The organism is Selenomonas sp. WCT3 (genome assembly GCA_900100835.1).
GTDB lineage: Bacteria > Bacillota > Negativicutes > Selenomonadales > Selenomonadaceae > Selenomonas_A > Selenomonas_A ruminantium_E.
On record FNCM01000006.1, the window covers coordinates 30278 to 46399 of the forward strand.

General features: G+C 51.9%; 13 protein-coding genes and 1 tRNA gene. 2 read left to right on the top strand and 12 right to left on the bottom strand.

Features of this window, described 5'->3' with window-relative positions:
- Window positions 1–83 precede the first annotated feature (83 nt).
- The 7 genes from BLQ36_RS06980 to BLQ36_RS07010 all read right to left on the bottom strand — a co-directional run bounded on the left by BLQ36_RS06980 (window position 84) and on the right by BLQ36_RS07010 (window position 8173).
- Window positions 84–1208, bottom strand: coding sequence for an SGNH/GDSL hydrolase family protein (locus BLQ36_RS06980; RefSeq protein WP_074514877.1), 1125 nt, complete (start codon window positions 1206–1208; stop codon window positions 84–86).
- Window positions 1209–1241: 33 nt separating this feature from the next.
- Complete coding sequence (locus BLQ36_RS06985; RefSeq protein ID WP_074514878.1) at window positions 1242–3767, bottom strand: DNA translocase FtsK; 2526 nt, start codon at window positions 3765–3767, stop codon at window positions 1242–1244.
- 75 nt (window positions 3768–3842) lie between these two features.
- Window positions 3843–5123: an amidohydrolase gene (locus BLQ36_RS06990; RefSeq protein WP_074514879.1), complete on the bottom strand. Its 1281-nt coding sequence runs from the start codon at window positions 5121–5123 to the stop codon at window positions 3843–3845.
- Between the two features lie 41 nt (window positions 5124–5164).
- Window positions 5165–6406 carry an adenosylhomocysteinase gene (locus BLQ36_RS06995; RefSeq protein WP_074514881.1) on the bottom strand — a complete coding sequence of 414 codons (1242 nt, stop codon included), beginning with the start codon at window positions 6404–6406 and terminating at the stop codon, window positions 5165–5167.
- 66 nt (window positions 6407–6472) lie between these two features.
- On the bottom strand, window positions 6473–7225 hold the full coding sequence (gene surE / locus BLQ36_RS07000; protein ID WP_074514882.1) for a 5'/3'-nucleotidase SurE: 753 nt from the start codon (window positions 7223–7225) through the stop codon (window positions 6473–6475).
- 60 nt (window positions 7226–7285) lie between these two features.
- Window positions 7286–7361, bottom strand: a tRNA-Lys gene (locus tag BLQ36_RS07005).
- An 83-nt stretch (window positions 7362–7444) separates the two neighbouring features.
- On the bottom strand, window positions 7445–8173 hold the full coding sequence (locus tag BLQ36_RS07010) for a hypothetical protein (protein ID WP_074514884.1): 729 nt from the start codon (window positions 8171–8173) through the stop codon (window positions 7445–7447).
- A gap of 141 nt (window positions 8174–8314) precedes the next feature.
- Here BLQ36_RS07010 and BLQ36_RS07015 point away from each other — a divergent pair, with 141 nt between their 5' ends.
- Both BLQ36_RS07015 and BLQ36_RS07020 read left to right on the top strand, forming a co-directional pair.
- The gene (locus BLQ36_RS07015) at window positions 8315–9811 is read left to right on the top strand and encodes a DNA methylase (protein WP_074514885.1); all 1497 of its coding nucleotides are present in this window, start codon (window positions 8315–8317) and stop codon (window positions 9809–9811) included.
- Complete coding sequence (locus BLQ36_RS07020) at window positions 9808–10218, top strand: hypothetical protein (protein WP_074514887.1); 411 nt, start codon at window positions 9808–9810, stop codon at window positions 10216–10218. The genes BLQ36_RS07015 and BLQ36_RS07020 overlap by 4 nt, the downstream gene beginning before the upstream one ends.
- 13 nt (window positions 10219–10231) lie before the next feature.
- On the opposite strand, the gene BLQ36_RS07025 is transcribed toward BLQ36_RS07020, so the two are convergent.
- The 5 genes from BLQ36_RS07025 to BLQ36_RS07045 form a co-directional block, all read right to left on the bottom strand.
- Window positions 10232–10846: a hypothetical protein gene (locus BLQ36_RS07025; protein ID WP_074514888.1), complete on the bottom strand. Its 615-nt coding sequence runs from the start codon at window positions 10844–10846 to the stop codon at window positions 10232–10234.
- Between the two features lie 68 nt (window positions 10847–10914).
- Window positions 10915–13089: an ATP-dependent helicase gene (locus tag BLQ36_RS07030; protein WP_074514889.1), complete on the bottom strand. Its 2175-nt coding sequence runs from the start codon at window positions 13087–13089 to the stop codon at window positions 10915–10917.
- Between the two features lie 59 nt (window positions 13090–13148).
- Window positions 13149–14243 carry a tRNA preQ1(34) S-adenosylmethionine ribosyltransferase-isomerase QueA gene (gene queA / locus BLQ36_RS07035; protein WP_074514891.1) on the bottom strand — a complete coding sequence of 365 codons (1095 nt, stop codon included), beginning with the start codon at window positions 14241–14243 and terminating at the stop codon, window positions 13149–13151.
- A 22-nt stretch (window positions 14244–14265) separates the two neighbouring features.
- Window positions 14266–15465, bottom strand: coding sequence for a SpoIID/LytB domain-containing protein (locus tag BLQ36_RS07040; protein ID WP_074514892.1), 1200 nt, complete (start codon window positions 15463–15465; stop codon window positions 14266–14268).
- Complete coding sequence (locus tag BLQ36_RS07045) at window positions 15455–16087, bottom strand: epoxyqueuosine reductase QueH (protein WP_074514894.1); 633 nt, start codon at window positions 16085–16087, stop codon at window positions 15455–15457. The genes BLQ36_RS07040 and BLQ36_RS07045 overlap by 11 nt, the downstream gene beginning before the upstream one ends.
- Between the last annotated feature and the right edge of the window lie 35 nt (window positions 16088–16122).

The window sequence follows — 16122 nt, forward strand, 5'->3', positions numbered from 1 at the left end:
TTTCAGCAGTGATTGTTCACTGTTGTATTTTAACAATATCTAGCTAAATATTTTAGCACAAATTCATGCGCTTGTGAAACGTTTTATTTCCATCCAAGGATGGAGGCCACCTTATCTTTTAAGAATTCGGCAATTTTTTGATGACCTTTGTCTATGGGATGTGTATCATCCCCAGCAAAATCATCAGCAGACAGTAAAGGCTCCTTATCGTTTACGGGGATGAAATAGAGCTGCTGCTCCCCAGCTGCTTTTAACTCCTGCACTGCGTTGGCCTCCCATTTGGCGCAGTTTGTGCCGATAATAGAAGGGATCGGCGCCACACAGATAATCGGCTTTCCAGGATTCATATACCGTATTTCCTGCAAGAGATTGCGATAGCCCGCCTCAAAATAATAGCGGCCCGGCGGCTCATGATTCAACGAAAAATCATTGGTGCCAATGGAAACGATGACCGCATCCACTGGGAACTTCCGGCTGTCCCAAAAGGGATTGTAATCCCCAGGATTTTTCGTCTCGCAAAAAGTCCGAACATAGCGCCCCGCCGTGTGAAGTTCCGTTTTGGGGTCTTTTTCGCGATAATTGAGGACTACCCCTTCCCCCGACCGGGCCAGGATGCTGTAGTCTGCCCCCAGCATGCGGGAAAGGATTGGCCCATAGGCCTGATTGTTATCCTCTTTGTCGTGATATTTCCCCGGCTGCCAACGATCGTTAAAGGCCCCGGCGGTAATGGAATCTCCCACGAACTCCAGCCGCCGATTTTTTAGGTTATCGGGAGCTAACAGCTTGGCCCTTCTGTCCAACGTAAAGCCCCCAAAGGTGCTAAGGCCCACCTCCCCTTCGGTAGAGCGCACCAGTAACACCTTATGAGCTCCCTTGGAAAGATTCTGCGCCAGGAGGGTGTCTTCCCCTTCGGCCTTAAACCGTCGAAAGGGGCCATCGTCAATGCTAACCCGCCACCAAACCTCCTGGCTGCCGCCAAGATCAGCCTTGAGGCTGGTTCCCGTGAAGTTTGCCTTGATGTAAACGGCCCCCTGTCCAGTGACCACCTCACCTGCCTGCTTATCCCAGCGGCCAAAGTATTGGATATTTGGCGAATCAGCCGGAATACTTGCCGCACTGGCCCAAGATGCCGATAATACTCCAGCAGCCATAACAGCGCTTACGACCTTCCCCATCATCGGCTGAGAATATTTGCCATGAAAAACCATCGATTATTATTCATTCCTTACCTTGTTAGATTCTTACTGCAGGCTGGCAGCTGCCTCTTTGGCCTGTTCCGTCGTCATGAGGATTTCCCGCGGCTTACTGCCCATATTGGGGCCGACGATATGGAGTTCCTCCATGGTATCGATAAGCCGGGCTGCCCGGGTGTAGCCGATGTGGAACCGGCGCTGGATGCTAGAAGACGATGCCTGCCCCGTGGACATGACGAGATTAACGGCATCCAGCAGCAGTTCATCGACTTTTGGCCCCTTATTGCCACCGCCTTCTTCCTCGGCGGCCTGTTCGGCCATAGCCTGTTCCGTAAAGGCAACGATTTCCTCATTTGTCTCCATTTCCTGCCCCTGGGAGCGAATAAATTCCAAGAGACCTTCGACTTCGTCGTCGCTGATGAAGGCACCTTGAACGCGGCGAGGTTTAGAGGCCCCCACCGGGTAAAAGAGCATATCGCCCTTGCCCAACAGTTTTTCGGCACCACTGCGGTCAAGAATCGTCCGGGAGTCAATCTGACTCGATACGGCAAAGGATATCCGGGACGGGATGTTAGCCTTGATAATACCGGTGATGACATCCACCGATGGACGCTGGGTTGCCAAAACCATGTGGATGCCCGCCGCGCGGGCCTTCTGGGCCAGACGGCAGATGGCGTCCTCCACATCATGGGGCGCCACCATCATAAGGTCCGCGAGCTCGTCAATGATGATGACGATGGCCGGCATTTTATCCTCCGGGAATTTTTTATTGTAGGTTTCCATATTGCGGACATTGTTTTCCGCAAAGCGGGAATAACGCTTCTCCATTTCCTGAACCGACCAGTTAAGAACCGAAGCGGCTTTCTTCGGGTCCGTTACCACCGGCACCATCAGATGAGGAATACCGTTATAGCCCGAAAGCTCAACCATCTTGGGGTCAACGAGGATGAATTTTACCTCGTCGGGTTTTGCCTTAAACAGAATGCTGGTAATCAGCGTGTTGATGCAGACCGATTTACCGGAACCGGTGGCTCCAGCCACCAAAAGATGCGGCATCTTGCCCAGGTCGGCAAAGATAGCCTGTCCGCCGATATCCATCCCCAGGCCAACCGTCAGCCGGGATTTCGCCGAATCAAACTTGGGGCTTTCGAGGACCTCGCGAAGCTGAACCCCTTCCAGTTCCTTATTCGGCACCTCAATGCCGATGGCGGATTTACCCGGAATCTGCTCGATGCGTACCGATGAGGCCGCCAGGCGCAGGGCAATATCGTCAGCAAGATTGGTAATCTTGCTGACTTTGACGCCCGGCGCCGGTTCCAGTTCATAGCGGGTAACCGCCGGGCCGTGGCAGGCATTGATGATATTGGCCTTAACTTTAAAATCCGCCAAGGTCTGCTGTAAGGTTACGGCATTATCCGCAATTTCCCGCTCCAAGGCGGCGTTTTTCTTTTTCGCATGCTTGGACAGCAGCTCCGTGATTTTCGGCAGTTCATAGGGCTTTTGGATAACCTTAGCCGCATTTTCCGCTTCCTTGGCGGCAGCTTCAGAACCATCGAGAATCGCTGCCGCCGGCCGAATCGGCGCAATTTCCCCATACTCTGGCATAGGGGTCGGATTCTTTTTCATCGGCTTTGGCGATGGCGCCACCACCGGAGCCGTCTTGGGAACCACCACATGATTAGCCGGTACTTCCGGCTCGTCATCGTTTCCGCGGCCATACTCAATGGTAAATTGCGGCTTTTGCTCCGCCGCTGGCGTAACGGGTTCTTTGCTTACGTTCTCTGTCACTGGTTCGTCTGGCTCTAGACCATAGCGAACTTCCTCCGCAGCAGTCTCTGCTGGCGCAGCCGCTTCCTTGAGCTCTGCAAACCGCTTATCGTTTTCCTGATTGTAAAAGGAATTTTTGACCTTCTCTTTTACGGCATCCACGACCCGCTCTTCCATGCGGCCGCTGACGTCAGCTACTTTTTCATAGGCAACCGAAACCGCCTCACCGGCAGCATTGGCCCCTTTGGCCGCCGTCTCCTGGGTTTTCAGCAGTCCCGCCGCCAGTGACCAGGTCGTGGATAGCAAAATAGAACCGATGGTACCGGCCCCCAGCAAGATAATGGAGCCGTCTACCCCAAAGAATTTGCGCAGGACAAACAAAAAGCCGCCACCCGCCAGGCCGCCGCCACGAGGCAGATTATCCGGCATGATTTCCTGGCCAGCAGGAATGACGCAATGATGCCAGATTGCCAGCAGGGACAAAAACAAGAGCCCCAAGCCGAAAAAGCGCGGCGAATAGACCAAACCATGATGTTTGGCCATATACTGATAGCCAATCAGCAGAATCAACAGCGATATGACAATCGCGCCTACACCAAACAGATAGTGCAGGACTTTGGCAAAATATACCCCGACAAAGCCGACATTTAGCCCGAACAAGCCGCAGATTGAAATGAGACCAATGGCCACAAAGGCAAGGCCTGCCAGTTCGTACTTACGGCCCGGATTGGAACTCACCACTGCAGTTTTTTTCGCTGCAGTTTTGCGGCGGCGCGTTGTCTTCCGTTCCGTTGTCTTCTTTTTCAAGGGATCACCTCTTTCTTTCCAAACAAATACAAAAGGAATGCCTTCCCAAAAGAGAAGGCAGCTCCTGACAAATTATTATTTTGTGATGCGGTCTGCGCAGCGCTGTGCTTCAAAGAGGATGCGTTCCTCATCGAGGGTTTTGAGCTCATGTTTTTCCATGAGGATCCTGCCATCGACGATGACCGTATCCACCGCGCTGGCATTGGCCGAATAAACCAGCAGCGATACCGGATTATTCCGGGGACACCAAGCCGGCCCCTGCATATTCAAGAGGGTGATATCTGCCTTATAGCCTTGTTCCAGGCGGCCGATATCCGAAATGCCGACGGCCTTGCCGCCAAACTCTGTTCCCATCTGCAGCGCCGTAAAGGCCGGCACTGCCAATGGGTCGGATTCGTTGACCTTATGGAGCATTGCCGCTAAGTTTACTTCTTCCAGCATGTCGAGATTGTTGTTGGAAGATGCGCCGTCCGTGCCTAATGCCGTTACAATGCCCTCTTTCAACAGCCGCGGTACCGGAGCCACACCACTGGCCAGCTTCATGTTGCTGCCAGGATTATGGGCAACGCGGATGTTATGCTTCTTGATGATGGAAAAATCGCTGTCATCCAAATGAACGCAATGAGCCGCCAAAACGCCCTTGCCATCAAAGAGTCCAGTCTTTTCCACCCAAGTAAAGGGACGCTCGCCGTATTCCTTTAAGGAACCATTGATTTCATCCATCGTCTCATGCATGTGAATGTGAATTTCTGCTCCCAGATCCCGGGCAGCTGCTGCCACCTTCTCTAAGAATTTTGGTGGGCAGGTATAGGGCGCATGGGGGCCAAACATGACCTTCAACCGGCCATCGGCAGCGCCATTATACTGGCGGAACAAGTCCACATTTTCCTGGATTTTCTGCTCTCCATCCGGCGCAACGCCGATGATGCCCCGAGAAAGGACGCCGCGAAGGCCGGCGTCAATGGTCGCCTCTGCCACCCGCTCCATCCAAGGGCCATACATATCGGCATAGGTTGTCGTACCCGTGCGCAACATTTCGAGCATGGCCAGCATAGCACCCCAGTAAATATCCTCATCCTTCATCTTAGCCTCAGCAGGCCAGATTTCCTTATTGAGCCAATCCATCAGGGCCATGTCATCGGCATAGCTTCGCAATAGCGTCATGGACGCATGGGTATGCGCATTGACAAAGCCTGGGATTGCCAAATGATTGGTTCCATCAATCACCCTGGCCGGGCGGAAATCTTCAGGGACTTCTCCCAGGCCAGCAATCTGATTTTTGTCAATCATAATGTTGGTCACCGGCGTGCTGCCATCTGGCAATACCGCTGTGACGTTTTTAATGAGCATCTTCATGTCTCTAACTCCATTCCTATTTTATCCCTTCATCAGGGGAATTATTCCAGATTCAGATAAGCCCGCTGCTCCGGCGTCAGGACATCAATAGTCACGCCCAAGGCCTTGAGTTTGCGCTCTGCAATCTTCGTATTGATTTCTTCCGGCATCAAGTAGACATCCGGTTTCAGGTCCTTACCGTGCTCCAACAGGTGCACGGCCGAGAAAAACTGTACCGCAAAGGACAGGTCCATGATTTCAGCGGGATGTCCATCCCCTGCCGCCAGATTGACCAAACGGCCTTCCGCCAGCAGATAAAGCTTGCGACCATCGGCCATCTTGAACTCTTCGATGCTGTTGCGAACGGTACGACGCGAAACCGAAGCCTTCTCCAGCTCCGGAATGTTAATCTCGCAGTCAAAATGACCGGAATTTGCCATCATCGCCCCGTTTTTCATAACGGCAAAGTGGCGGTCACGAATGACATCCTTATCACCGGTAAGGGTCAGGAAGATATCTCCAATCTTGGCCGCTTCATCCATGGGCATGACCCGGAACCCGTCAAAGACCGCTTCAATGGCTTTAATGGGGTCAACTTCCGTGATAATGACGTTAGCCCCCAGGCCCCGAGCGCGCATAGCACCGCCTTTGCCGCACCAGCCATACCCGGAAATGACCACATTCTTGCCCGCAATGACGAGGTTCGTGGTACGCATGATGCCATCCCAGGTGCTTTGGCCCGTTCCATAGCGATTGTCAAACAGGAACTTCATATAAGCATCGTTGGCAGCAATCATCGGAAATTCCAGTTTTCCCTCTTTGGCCAAACCGCGGAGGCGATGAACCCCCGTCGTGGTCTCTTCGGAACCACCGATGATATTGCCTAAGAGTTCCCGGCGTTTCGTGTGCAGCAGATGAACCAGGTCCCCGCCATCATCAATGATGATATCCGGCTGGATATCCAGTGCCTTATCGATAAAGGTGAAGTATTCCTCATCGGTGCATCCATGCCAAGCGAAGACATTGAGACCATCTTCCACCAAGGCTGCCGCAATGTCATCCTGGGTGGAAAGGGGATTGCTGCCCGTAATCGCCACTTCAGCCCCTGCGTGCTTGAAGATTTCTGCCATATAAGCCGTCTTGGCCTCAAGGTGCAGGGTAATGACCATTTTCTTGCCAGCGAAGGGTTTCGATTTCGAAAACTCTTCGTCAATAGCCGCCATAACCGGCATGAAATTCTTTACCCATTCAATCTTGTCATGGCCCGACGGAGCCAGCTTAATATCACGAATCATGGATTCCATAGAAATACCTCCCCCAATAGCACGTTAATCTAATTCATTTTATCACGAAAACCTGTTTGCCGCCACTTATTTTTCCAACCATTCATCCAGTTCCACATAATCGGTGAGATCGGTAATCAGCGGCGTGATGGAGATATACCCCGACTCAATGGCAAAGATATCCGTAGCGTTTCCTTTATCGGTATCATAGATTTCTCCCGAAATGGTATAGAAAACATGACCGCCCTTTTCCTCCCGGTTAAAGGCATTGATATAGTCACGTTTTCCCTGCCGCCCAAATACATATTGAGCCTTACCGTCTTTAAGCTGCTTGGGAAAATTGACATTATAAAAGAAGGGCTTACCCTTTTGACAAGAGAGCTTTGACAAGTCAGCGGCAAAAATTTCCGCTACTTCATCGTAGGACAAACTGCTGTCGATATCCACTGACAGGGCAATGGCGGAAATGTCATGAAGGAAGCCTTCCATGGCAGCCCCCACCGTTCCCGAGTAGAGGATATCCGTCGCTAAATTGGCGCCGTGATTGATTCCCGAAACCACCAAGTCCGGCTTATTGTCACCAGCTATCGCCTCCAAGTAAATCTTGACGCTGTCCGTGGGCGTGCCATCCACCGCAATTGCAGGAATACCATAAGTATCTTCGAGACGACTGTTGTGTTTCACTTCCATCGGCGTGCCTACCGTCAAGGCATGGGCCATGCCGCTTTGCTGATACATCGGTGCCGAAACGATTACTTCATGCTCCTTATGAAGGGCACGCACCAAAGCCTCAATGCCCTGGGCTTCAATACCGTCGTCGTTGGATAAAAGGATACGCAAAAGTCTTTCCTCCTTATGAATGCAAAAAAGCTGCCCATCGCGGGCAGCTATAAATCTCAATGGTGACCCACCACGGAATCGAACCGTGAACCTACTGATTAAGAGTCAGTTGCTCTGCCAGTTGAGCTAGTGAGTCATTCCTTCTAATGGACCAATTGGCCCCGTCCTTCAAGGACAAATAATACTATACGCTTCTTTTTTTGACTTGTCAACATTTTTCTAACAATTTGTCGAAACGTCATCCTTCAGAAACTTCTTGGGCCAATGCTGCAAAATCTTGGAAATGACATAATCCGAAGCTGACGTCAACAGCATCCAGCTAAGAACAACAAAGTTGACCGAAGCTGCCCCCACAGCAATATCGGTAACCCAATGGGCGCCGGACATAATGCGCGGCAGAGAAAAGACCAACACAACGGCGGCACTCTTTAAAAAGGCCCGCCAGCCAAAATACCGGAACATGAAAAACGAAAAGATAAGCAAAAACATACCATGATCGCCAGGGAAACTCGAAGAGGACCAATCCTTGGCCGGCCAGCCAGAAAGTTCCGATACCCGCAACACATTTTCTCCCATCTGTGTAAAAAATTTCGAGGCACTAGCACGCTCCATATTGAGGAACAGGTCAAACTGTTTGGCGATAACAGCCGTAAGCAGCATCGTCACCCCCATGGCCAGCATCCAACGCTTGCCTTTGATATCCTGGTTGCGGTAATAGCTGTAAAAGATTCCCAACATAAACAAAAAGGCCACCACATCAAAGGGGCGCAGATTGGTAAAGGCCACCAAATAAAGGAATGCCTTACTCTGCCCCAGCAGATGATTGAAAAAGAAAAAGACGCCTTTATCCAGTTCAAACCAAAAACCACTGTTGCCCGGCAGATACCAGCTCAAAAACAAAGCGATACCGATGGCATTCAAGACTAGGATTTTTTTTAGATGATTCATACGATTCCCTCCTATAGGTATAAGATGATACCATAGCTTTTCTCTCATTTCAAGTACATAGGTTCCAGTTCTACTACAATAGAACTTGTATTCGATTCAGTTTTCTGGTAAGATGAAAAAACAAAGGAAAGGAGGCGCACCATGACTGCCCCATCGTATTTTGTCGCCATCGACCTCAAGTCGTTCTACGCATCGGTGGAATGCCGCGACCGAGAACTTGATCCCCTCGATACCAATCTCGTGGTGGCTGATGCCTCGCGAACCAACAAAACCATCTGCCTGGCCGTGTCCCCTTCATTAAAAGCCTACGGCATTCCCGGACGGGCCCGGCTCTTTGAAGTGGTGCAAGCAGTAGCCCACGCGAATCAAAAGCGGCTGGCCTTTGCTCCCCGCCATCGCTTTTGTGGAAAAACCGCTAAGGCTAGTGACCTCGCCACCCATCCTGAACTTGCCATTGACTATCACACTGCCGTCCCCCGCATGGCCCGTTATCTAGAGGTCAGCACCCAAATCTATCAAATCTACCTGCGCTACATCGCCCCGGAAGACATCCATGTCTATTCCATCGATGAAGTATTTTTAGACGTCACCCATTATCTAAAGACCTATCAACTGACTGCCCGAGAACTGACCCAAAAACTAATCGACGAAGTCTATGCTGAAACCGGCATCACCGCCACCGCTGGCATTGCCCCCAATCTCTACCTCTGCAAGGTGGCCATGGATATCGTCGCCAAGCATCTGCCAGCCGATGATAACGGCGTTCGCATTGCCGAAATCGATGAAAAGCGCTATCGCCAACTGCTTTGGAACCATCGGCCCCTTACTGATTTTTGGCGCGTTGGCCGGGGCTATGCCAAAAAACTCGAGCAGCATGGGCTCTACACCATGGGGGATATTGCCCGCTGCTCGTTAGGCAAAGCCACGGATTTTCATAACGAAGAACTGCTCTACCGTCTCTTTGGCGTTAATGCAGAGCTGCTCATCGACCATGCCTGGGGGTATGAGCCCTGCACCATGGCCGCCATCAAGGCCTATAAGCCAGCGGCTACCAGCATCGGCTCCGGTCAGGTGCTCCAAAGCCCCTATCCCTACGATAAGGCCGCCCTGGTGGCCTGGGAAATGACGGACCTTTTGGTCCTGGAACTGGTGGATAAGAAATTATTGACCAGTCAACTCATCCTTGACGTGGGCTATGATATTGAAAATACGCACAAAAACTATCGCGGCCCGCTGCACCGTGACCACTATGGCCGCATGGTGCCAAAGCCAGCCCACAGCAGCAGGCAGTTTGCCACTCCTACTGCCTCATCCGCACTGCTGTTAAAGACCGTTCAGGATCTCTTTGCCGCCATTGTGGATAAAGATCTATTGGTGCGCCGCCTGACCATTACCTTTGGCGACACCATTTCCCAAGCCGCCTATCAAACCGCACCGCCACCAGCAGAACTTGACTTATTTGCCGAACCGGAAAAACCAGAACTTAATCAGTCAACTGTCAAAGAAGCTTCCATCCAGCAGACCATCGTCGCCCTCAAGAAACGCTTTGGCAAAAATGCCATCTTAAAGGGCGCCAACCTGCAGGAAGGAGCCACCACCATCAGCCGCAACAATCAGATTGGAGGTCATCGGGCATGAAGGAACATCATCCCCAAAACTACGACGATATCATTAACCTTCCCCACCATATCTCCAGCTCTCATCCCCCCATGCCGCTTGCCAAGCGCGCCGCACAGTTTTCCCCCTTTGCAGCGCTGACGGGTTACGAAGAGGCCGTGCGGGAAAGCGCCCGCGTTACCCTGCCGCCTCCAAACCTTGCCGACGACGAACTAGAACTCTTAAACCGCCAGCTCCAGCAGGTTCTCGCCAGTCCAGCGCACCAGGCGGCCATTACTTATTTTGTGGCCGATTCATACAAAGACGGCGGCCGCTATGAAACGCGAACCGCCGTCATCAAAAAGCTCGATAACCCGCGCCAGCAATTATTGCTAACCGATGGCACAGGTATCGACCTTATTCATATTGTCCGCATCCAGCCCGTATGAGCTGGATGTTTTTTTAGCGATATTGCAAATCGCGGTTGCCGTTCCGGACTTCTTCCGAAACCGGCAGGCTTGCCTCATAGCGGCGGATGATGACCGTCGTCGTCATGACACCAGCCAGCAGGATGATTGCCGCCAGCAAGATGACCCGCATGGTGGAATTATCCGAATCGCTGTCGCCATCAAACAGACCGCCAAGACCTTCCTGCACCATATCGAGGGCCGGGCCAAAGCTCTGAATGGCGTTATAGGTGTTATAGGCCTGAGCGAAGGTATTCCAGCCGGCAACACCAAGATTCATCAACGATTTTTCCCGGGCAAAGTTTATCCAGGACTGAATCGTGATGATGATGCCCGAGCCGATGGCCGGCACGATGATCATCAAATAGATGAGACTGGACAATACGCCGAGCATGCTGGCGGGCAGATACCCCGTCGATACGGCAATATAGGAAACGACAATCCCGTAGACGAAGGTAAAACCCACCGCCGACTGGATGGCACCACACCATGCCAGCAGGCGAATCCAGCCGCCAACGGCCTTGGACTCCGCCCAGATGCGCCCGACGTTCCGGGCATTCATAAAGCTGATGACCAGATTGAGGATCATCACACCAATCAACATAGCCATAAAAATTCCTCCCTTAATCATAAAATGACAATTGCTCTTTATTATTACACAGGTTTATTATAAAACGATTATGAAATCTTTTCCAATTTAGCCTTAAAGGAGATTTCCCTTGGCGTATCGATGTCAGCAAACTTTATTCGATAAGCTCCCTTGTCGCTATTTATGGAAAGTATCTCCCCTTCCCCCATGATGCGGTGCAGTACCTTGTCCCCCTTGACAAAGACCGCCTTTTTCGGGGCATTAGCCTGGGCCATGCGCCTATCCATGTCCCGGATATAATCTTTGGCATCCTGACGGGTAAGCACAGAAATAGGCTGGGAAAATTCCAACAGTTTATCGTCAAGCTCCAACAGGAACCGTGAGGGATACCGCAGGGATGCATCGAAGTTGAGCCCTGACGCCGCGGACAGATAGAGCCGCTTCTGGGCGCGGGTCACGGCGACGAATGCCAGCCGCCGTTCCTCTTCCATCCCCTGCTGAGTTCGCGTCTTCCGCGAGGGGAAGATTCCTTCGTTAAGGCCGCAGAGAAACACATAGGGAAACTCCAGGCCCTTGGCCGCATGAACGGTCATCAGCTTCACCTTATCTCCCGTTTCTGCCGTATCGCTGTTGGCCAAGAGAGCCACCCGAGAAAGATAATCCTCCAGCATCGCCTCTTCGCCGCAGGAAGTCTCGTATTCGTAAACGGCCTGCTTGAGCTCGGCTAAATTATCGAGCCGCTCCTGACTGCCCTCGGTGCGCAGCATGGCTTCATAGCCGCTGGCATCAAGCAGTGCCGCCAGGACCTCCGACACTGGGCGGCCGTTATAGGACGAGGCATATTCCTCGATGAGTTCCACAAAAGCTCCCGCCTTAGTCCCCTTAAGGAGCTCGTGTTCAAGATTTTTCTTCAAAGCCTCGTAGAGACTGCAAGCATTTTGCGCGGCATACTCCTGCAAAAACGCCATGCGGCGCTCGCCGAGGTTGCGTTTGGGGAGATTAGCAATGCGCAGGAACGACAAATCGTCGCGATAGGCAATCATGCGCAGATAAGATAGCGCATCCTTGATTTCCTTGCGGTCAAAGAAATGGATACCGCTGTAGAGCGTATAGGGAAGTTCTGCCTGCAGGAAGACTTCTTCTAGGGAACGGGTCAGATAATGGGCGCGATAAAGGACGGCAATCTGGTGGTAGGGCACGCCCTGTTCATGGAGCTTTGCAATCTCCTGGGCAATCCACTTAGCTTCCTGTTCCGGAGAATCGTTGCTGGCACAGAGCACACTTTCCCCATTGGAAAGCGTCGGGCGCAGGTCCTTTTCAATGCGGTTGCGGTTATGAGCAATGAGGTCATTGGCCACCGCTAAGATTTCCGGCGTCGAGCGATAATTTTCCATCATGTAGATGGTCTTAGTGGGCAAAAACTCCTGGTCAAAATCCAGCAGATAACGGATATTAGCCCCGCGCCAGGTGTAGATGGTCTGATCGGGATCCCCCACCACAAAGAGATTCTTATGATAGCCACAGAGTATCTTCATAAGCCGGTATTGGAGCTCATCGATATCCTGAAACTCATCAATCATGATGTATTCAAGCCGCTGCTGCCATTTGAGCCGCAGTTCTTCCTTCTGCTCGAAGATGTAGAGGGTGAACTTGATGAGATCGTTGTAGTCAAGGCCAAAGCATTTCTTTTCCTGGTATAGATACCCATAGAAAATAATATCCGCAGGCTCCACGGCGCCCTCGTATTTTTCCTTGATCCCCTCTAGGGACATGGCAATCATATCCTCGTAATACTTAGGCTCCGTGAAGATCTTGCGTATCTCGATCATATCCCGGGCCTTGGCAAAGGTCATATCCCGCAGGGACAAATGCCGCTCCTCATAGACAATTTTGAGCATAGCATCAATATCGCTGTTGTCGAGCACCAGAAAACTTTTCGGATACTGCACCGCATGGCTGTCCTCTTGGAGCACCGAAACGCAAAAGCCATGGAAGGTGTTGATATAACCCGTGTCATTATCTCCTGTCAGCAAGTGGATCCGCTTGCGCATTTCCGTTGCCGACTTATTGGTAAAGGTCACGCAAAGGATATTGCCCGGCATGATGCCAATCTCATTGACCAGATAGGCAAATCGCTGGCTAAGCGCCCGGGTCTTCCCCGAACCGGCTCCTGCCAGCACCCGCACGTAACCTTCCGTTGCCGTAACCGCCTCTAGCTGTGCCTTGTTAAGCCCGGCTAAAATATCAATTTCATTCTCCCCCATTACAGGCACCTCCCTTCTACTGCTTCAAAAGCCCCAGCACAATGCCAGGGCTTTGATTTTTACACTTCCGTTTGATGGCTGGCTTCAAGTTCTGCCAGCTCTTTGTCTCTTTCGTCTTTTGGTTGTTGTACTCGCAGGAACATGGCATCGCCAAAGCTGAAGAACCGATATTTCATCTCGACAGCCTTTTTATAGGCATCGAGGATGAACTTGCGACCGCCGAAGGCGCTGATGAGCATGATCAGCGTGGATTTCGGCAGGTGGAAATTCGTCACGATGCCATCGATAATCTTGAAATCATAGCCCGGATAGATGAAAATCTGGGTCCAGCCGCTCTTGCCGCTGATTTCGTTCATGCCATCTGCCGCAGATTCCAGCGTGCGGATGCTCGTGGTACCCACCGCGATGACACGGTGGCCGGCCTTTTTCGTATCCATAATGAGCTTGGCCGTCTCATCCGAGATGCGGTAGAACTCCTTATGCATATCATGCTTCTGGATGTCCTCGCAGTTTACCGGACGGAACGTCCCCAGGCCCACATGCAAGGTGACAAAGCCGAGATTTACCCCCATATCCTTGAGCTCCTGCATCTGCTCCTTGGTGAAGTGCAGGCCAGCCGTCGGTGCAGCGGCCGAGCCTTCCTCCCGGTTGTAAACCGTCTGATAGCGCTCCTTGTCCTCAAGTTTCTCATGGATATACGGCGGCAAAGGCGTCTCGCCGAGACGGTCGAGGATTTCCTCAAATACGCCATCGAACTTAAACTCAACAATGCGGCCGCCGAAATCCGTATGATCCGTGACCGTACAGGAGAGTTCGTCGCTGAAGTTGATGACATTGCCCGGCTTAGCCTTCTTGCCCGGTTTTACCAGCGTCTCCCAATGGGTGGCATCGAGACGGCGCAGCAGGAAGACCTCCACCTTGCCGCCCGTCTGGTCGCGATGACCGATAAGGCGGGCCGGCATAACGCGGGTATCGTTAAAGATCAGTGTATCCCCCGGCTCAAGATATTCCTTGAGGTCATAAAAATGCCGGTGGTCGATGGTCTTTTCCACCGGATCCAGCACCATCAGCCGGGAAGCATTGCGGGGCTCGATAGGAACCTGCGCAATGCGCTCTTCTGGTAAATCATAATCAAAATCTGAAAGTAATAACATAACCTTTTTCCTTCAATCTATCTTAATACAATTTTTTTAAGTCGGTACCTTGATAATAATGACCAAGAATCGCCGGATATTTATAGCCCTTCTCATCTGCCAGCGCTTTGGCTCCCCACTGGGAAAGGCCTAAGCCATGCCCCCAGCCATAGCCATGAATCATCACTACATTGCCCTTATACGTCATTTCAAACAGGGTACTCTTGAGGCCAAGCCAACTCCGAAGGTCATTGCCGCTGACCACAGCAGTACCCTTAGTGCCGATAAAGCGCACCTGGGCGGCACGTCCAGCCGACGTTCTGCCCGCCACCGTCTTGCCAAAGGAAATGGGTGGCAGCACCAAGGATTTTAACGTACCAATAACCTTGCCGTGCTTGGCCAGAACCGCCGTAAACTGTTCGGCAGAAATATTCTTATCCCAAGGATAGGATTGAGCATGCAATTCCTTTGCTGACCGCAAATAGGGAATCCTGCTCCCCCATACGTCTTCACTATTTTCCGTCATGCCACCGGAATCCGTATGAAAAAGGGCCTCAATAGGCCTACCAGCAAAGGTAAGTACTTCACCATGGGTTTCCTTGATTGCCGCGGAGCTGCGGGCCCGCTCAGCCCGGACGCCTTGATACTGCTGGCAATGGGTCGTCGCACAAAGATCATACCCATCCTTGCTATGACGTTTCCGATGGCTGAGGGCAAAGCTCCGAGCGGCAATAGCCTGCGCTTTGACGGCCTCCATATTCCACTCCGGTGGCATCTCCTCCGGCACTACGCCCTTTAAATACTCCTCAGTAGTCACGCGGTTGATGATGGTAAAGCCATTTCCCACCGGCAACAGGCGCACAGCTCCGCGGTAAGCCTTGCCATCAATGCGGCTGATTTGCGCGGCCAGCTGGCGTTCATCCTCGACAATAAAATCAATTCCCGCCGTACCAGCTGTCAGCTTTTTGCCAGCCACTAGGAAAGCTCCTTGATTCAAGGTAACAGGCAAAATCGCCCCTGCTGATTTTCTCGCCAGGATTTTCCCCGAGGTAACATCGCGAATAACGATAGCCGAATCAGAGGAAAGCTGTACCGACGTTGTGCCCTTTTGCAGTCCCACCAACAATTCCGGCTGCCAAGCAGCTTCAGCTACTGGTATAAAACCGCCAAGCAAAAAAACAGCCAATAGTATAAGCAAAAACTGACGAACCAAATAGCGAAGAAACGTATCGTTAATTCTCATTTCCCTGCTCCTTTTCCTTGCGAGCTTCTGCCTCAAGCCGGGCTCTTTTCTTGGCTTTATTCTCCTTGCGCCGCTGCTTGCGGATCGCCTTGCTGTACCGCTCCTCCTCGCTGAAGATGCAGCCACAGTAGGGCTGACGGTAAAGCTCCAGCTCATGGCTGATGTCGATGCCCTCCTGCCAACCCGGGCGGAAATCCTCGTAATAGAACTGCACACCATACTGCGCAGCAAAACGCTCCGCCGTGCGCTTCATCAGGTCATGCTGCTGATAGATGCTATAGAAAAGCGTCGACGTAAACGCATCAAAGCCATGTTCAGCCGCAAAGCGCGCCGCCTCCTCCAGCCGCCAGGTGTAGCACATGGTACAGCGGCCATTGGGCATTGCCTCCGCTGGCAACGCCCGTTTCAAGAAATCCCGCAGCCGGTAGTTCTCATCGGCATGGAATTCCATCTTGACCTTCTCGGCAAATTTCTTGGCTGTCTTGAGCCGGTTATCCCACTCCGTATAGGGATGGATATTCGGATTGAAGAAATACCCCACCGGCTCGATGCCATCTTCGCGCAGTTTCTTGACCGGATAGCACGAACAGGGCCCACAGCACATATGTAAAAGCAGTTTCATTTCCCTACTCCTTCATCTTTTCCTTGGACTGTCCT

Bases quoted from the DNA above. Each gene is read 5' to 3' on its own strand.
- BLQ36_RS06980 (WP_074514877.1), bottom strand. From the start codon at position 1,208: ATGGTTTTTCATGGCAAATATTCTCAGCCGATGATGGGGAAGGTCGTA.
- BLQ36_RS06990 (WP_074514879.1), bottom strand. From the start codon at position 5,123: ATGAAGATGCTCATTAAAAACGTCACAGCGGTATTGCCAGATGGCAGC.
- BLQ36_RS06995 (WP_074514881.1), bottom strand. From the start codon at position 6,406: ATGGAATCCATGATTCGTGATATTAAGCTGGCTCCGTCGGGCCATGAC.
- BLQ36_RS07010 (WP_074514884.1), bottom strand. From the start codon at position 8,173: ATGAATCATCTAAAAAAAATCCTAGTCTTGAATGCCATCGGTATCGCT.
- BLQ36_RS07015 (WP_074514885.1), top strand. From the start codon at position 8,315: ATGACTGCCCCATCGTATTTTGTCGCCATCGACCTCAAGTCGTTCTAC.
- BLQ36_RS07020 (WP_074514887.1), top strand. From the start codon at position 9,808: ATGAAGGAACATCATCCCCAAAACTACGACGATATCATTAACCTTCCC.
- BLQ36_RS07025 (WP_074514888.1), bottom strand. From the start codon at position 10,846: ATGGCTATGTTGATTGGTGTGATGATCCTCAATCTGGTCATCAGCTTT.
- BLQ36_RS07030 (WP_074514889.1), bottom strand. From the start codon at position 13,089: ATGGGGGAGAATGAAATTGATATTTTAGCCGGGCTTAACAAGGCACAG.
- queA (WP_074514891.1), bottom strand. From the start codon at position 14,243: ATGTTATTACTTTCAGATTTTGATTATGATTTACCAGAAGAGCGCATT.
- BLQ36_RS07040 (WP_074514892.1), bottom strand. From the start codon at position 15,465: ATGAGAATTAACGATACGTTTCTTCGCTATTTGGTTCGTCAGTTTTTG.
- BLQ36_RS07045 (WP_074514894.1), bottom strand. From the start codon at position 16,087: ATGAAACTGCTTTTACATATGTGCTGTGGGCCCTGTTCGTGCTATCCG.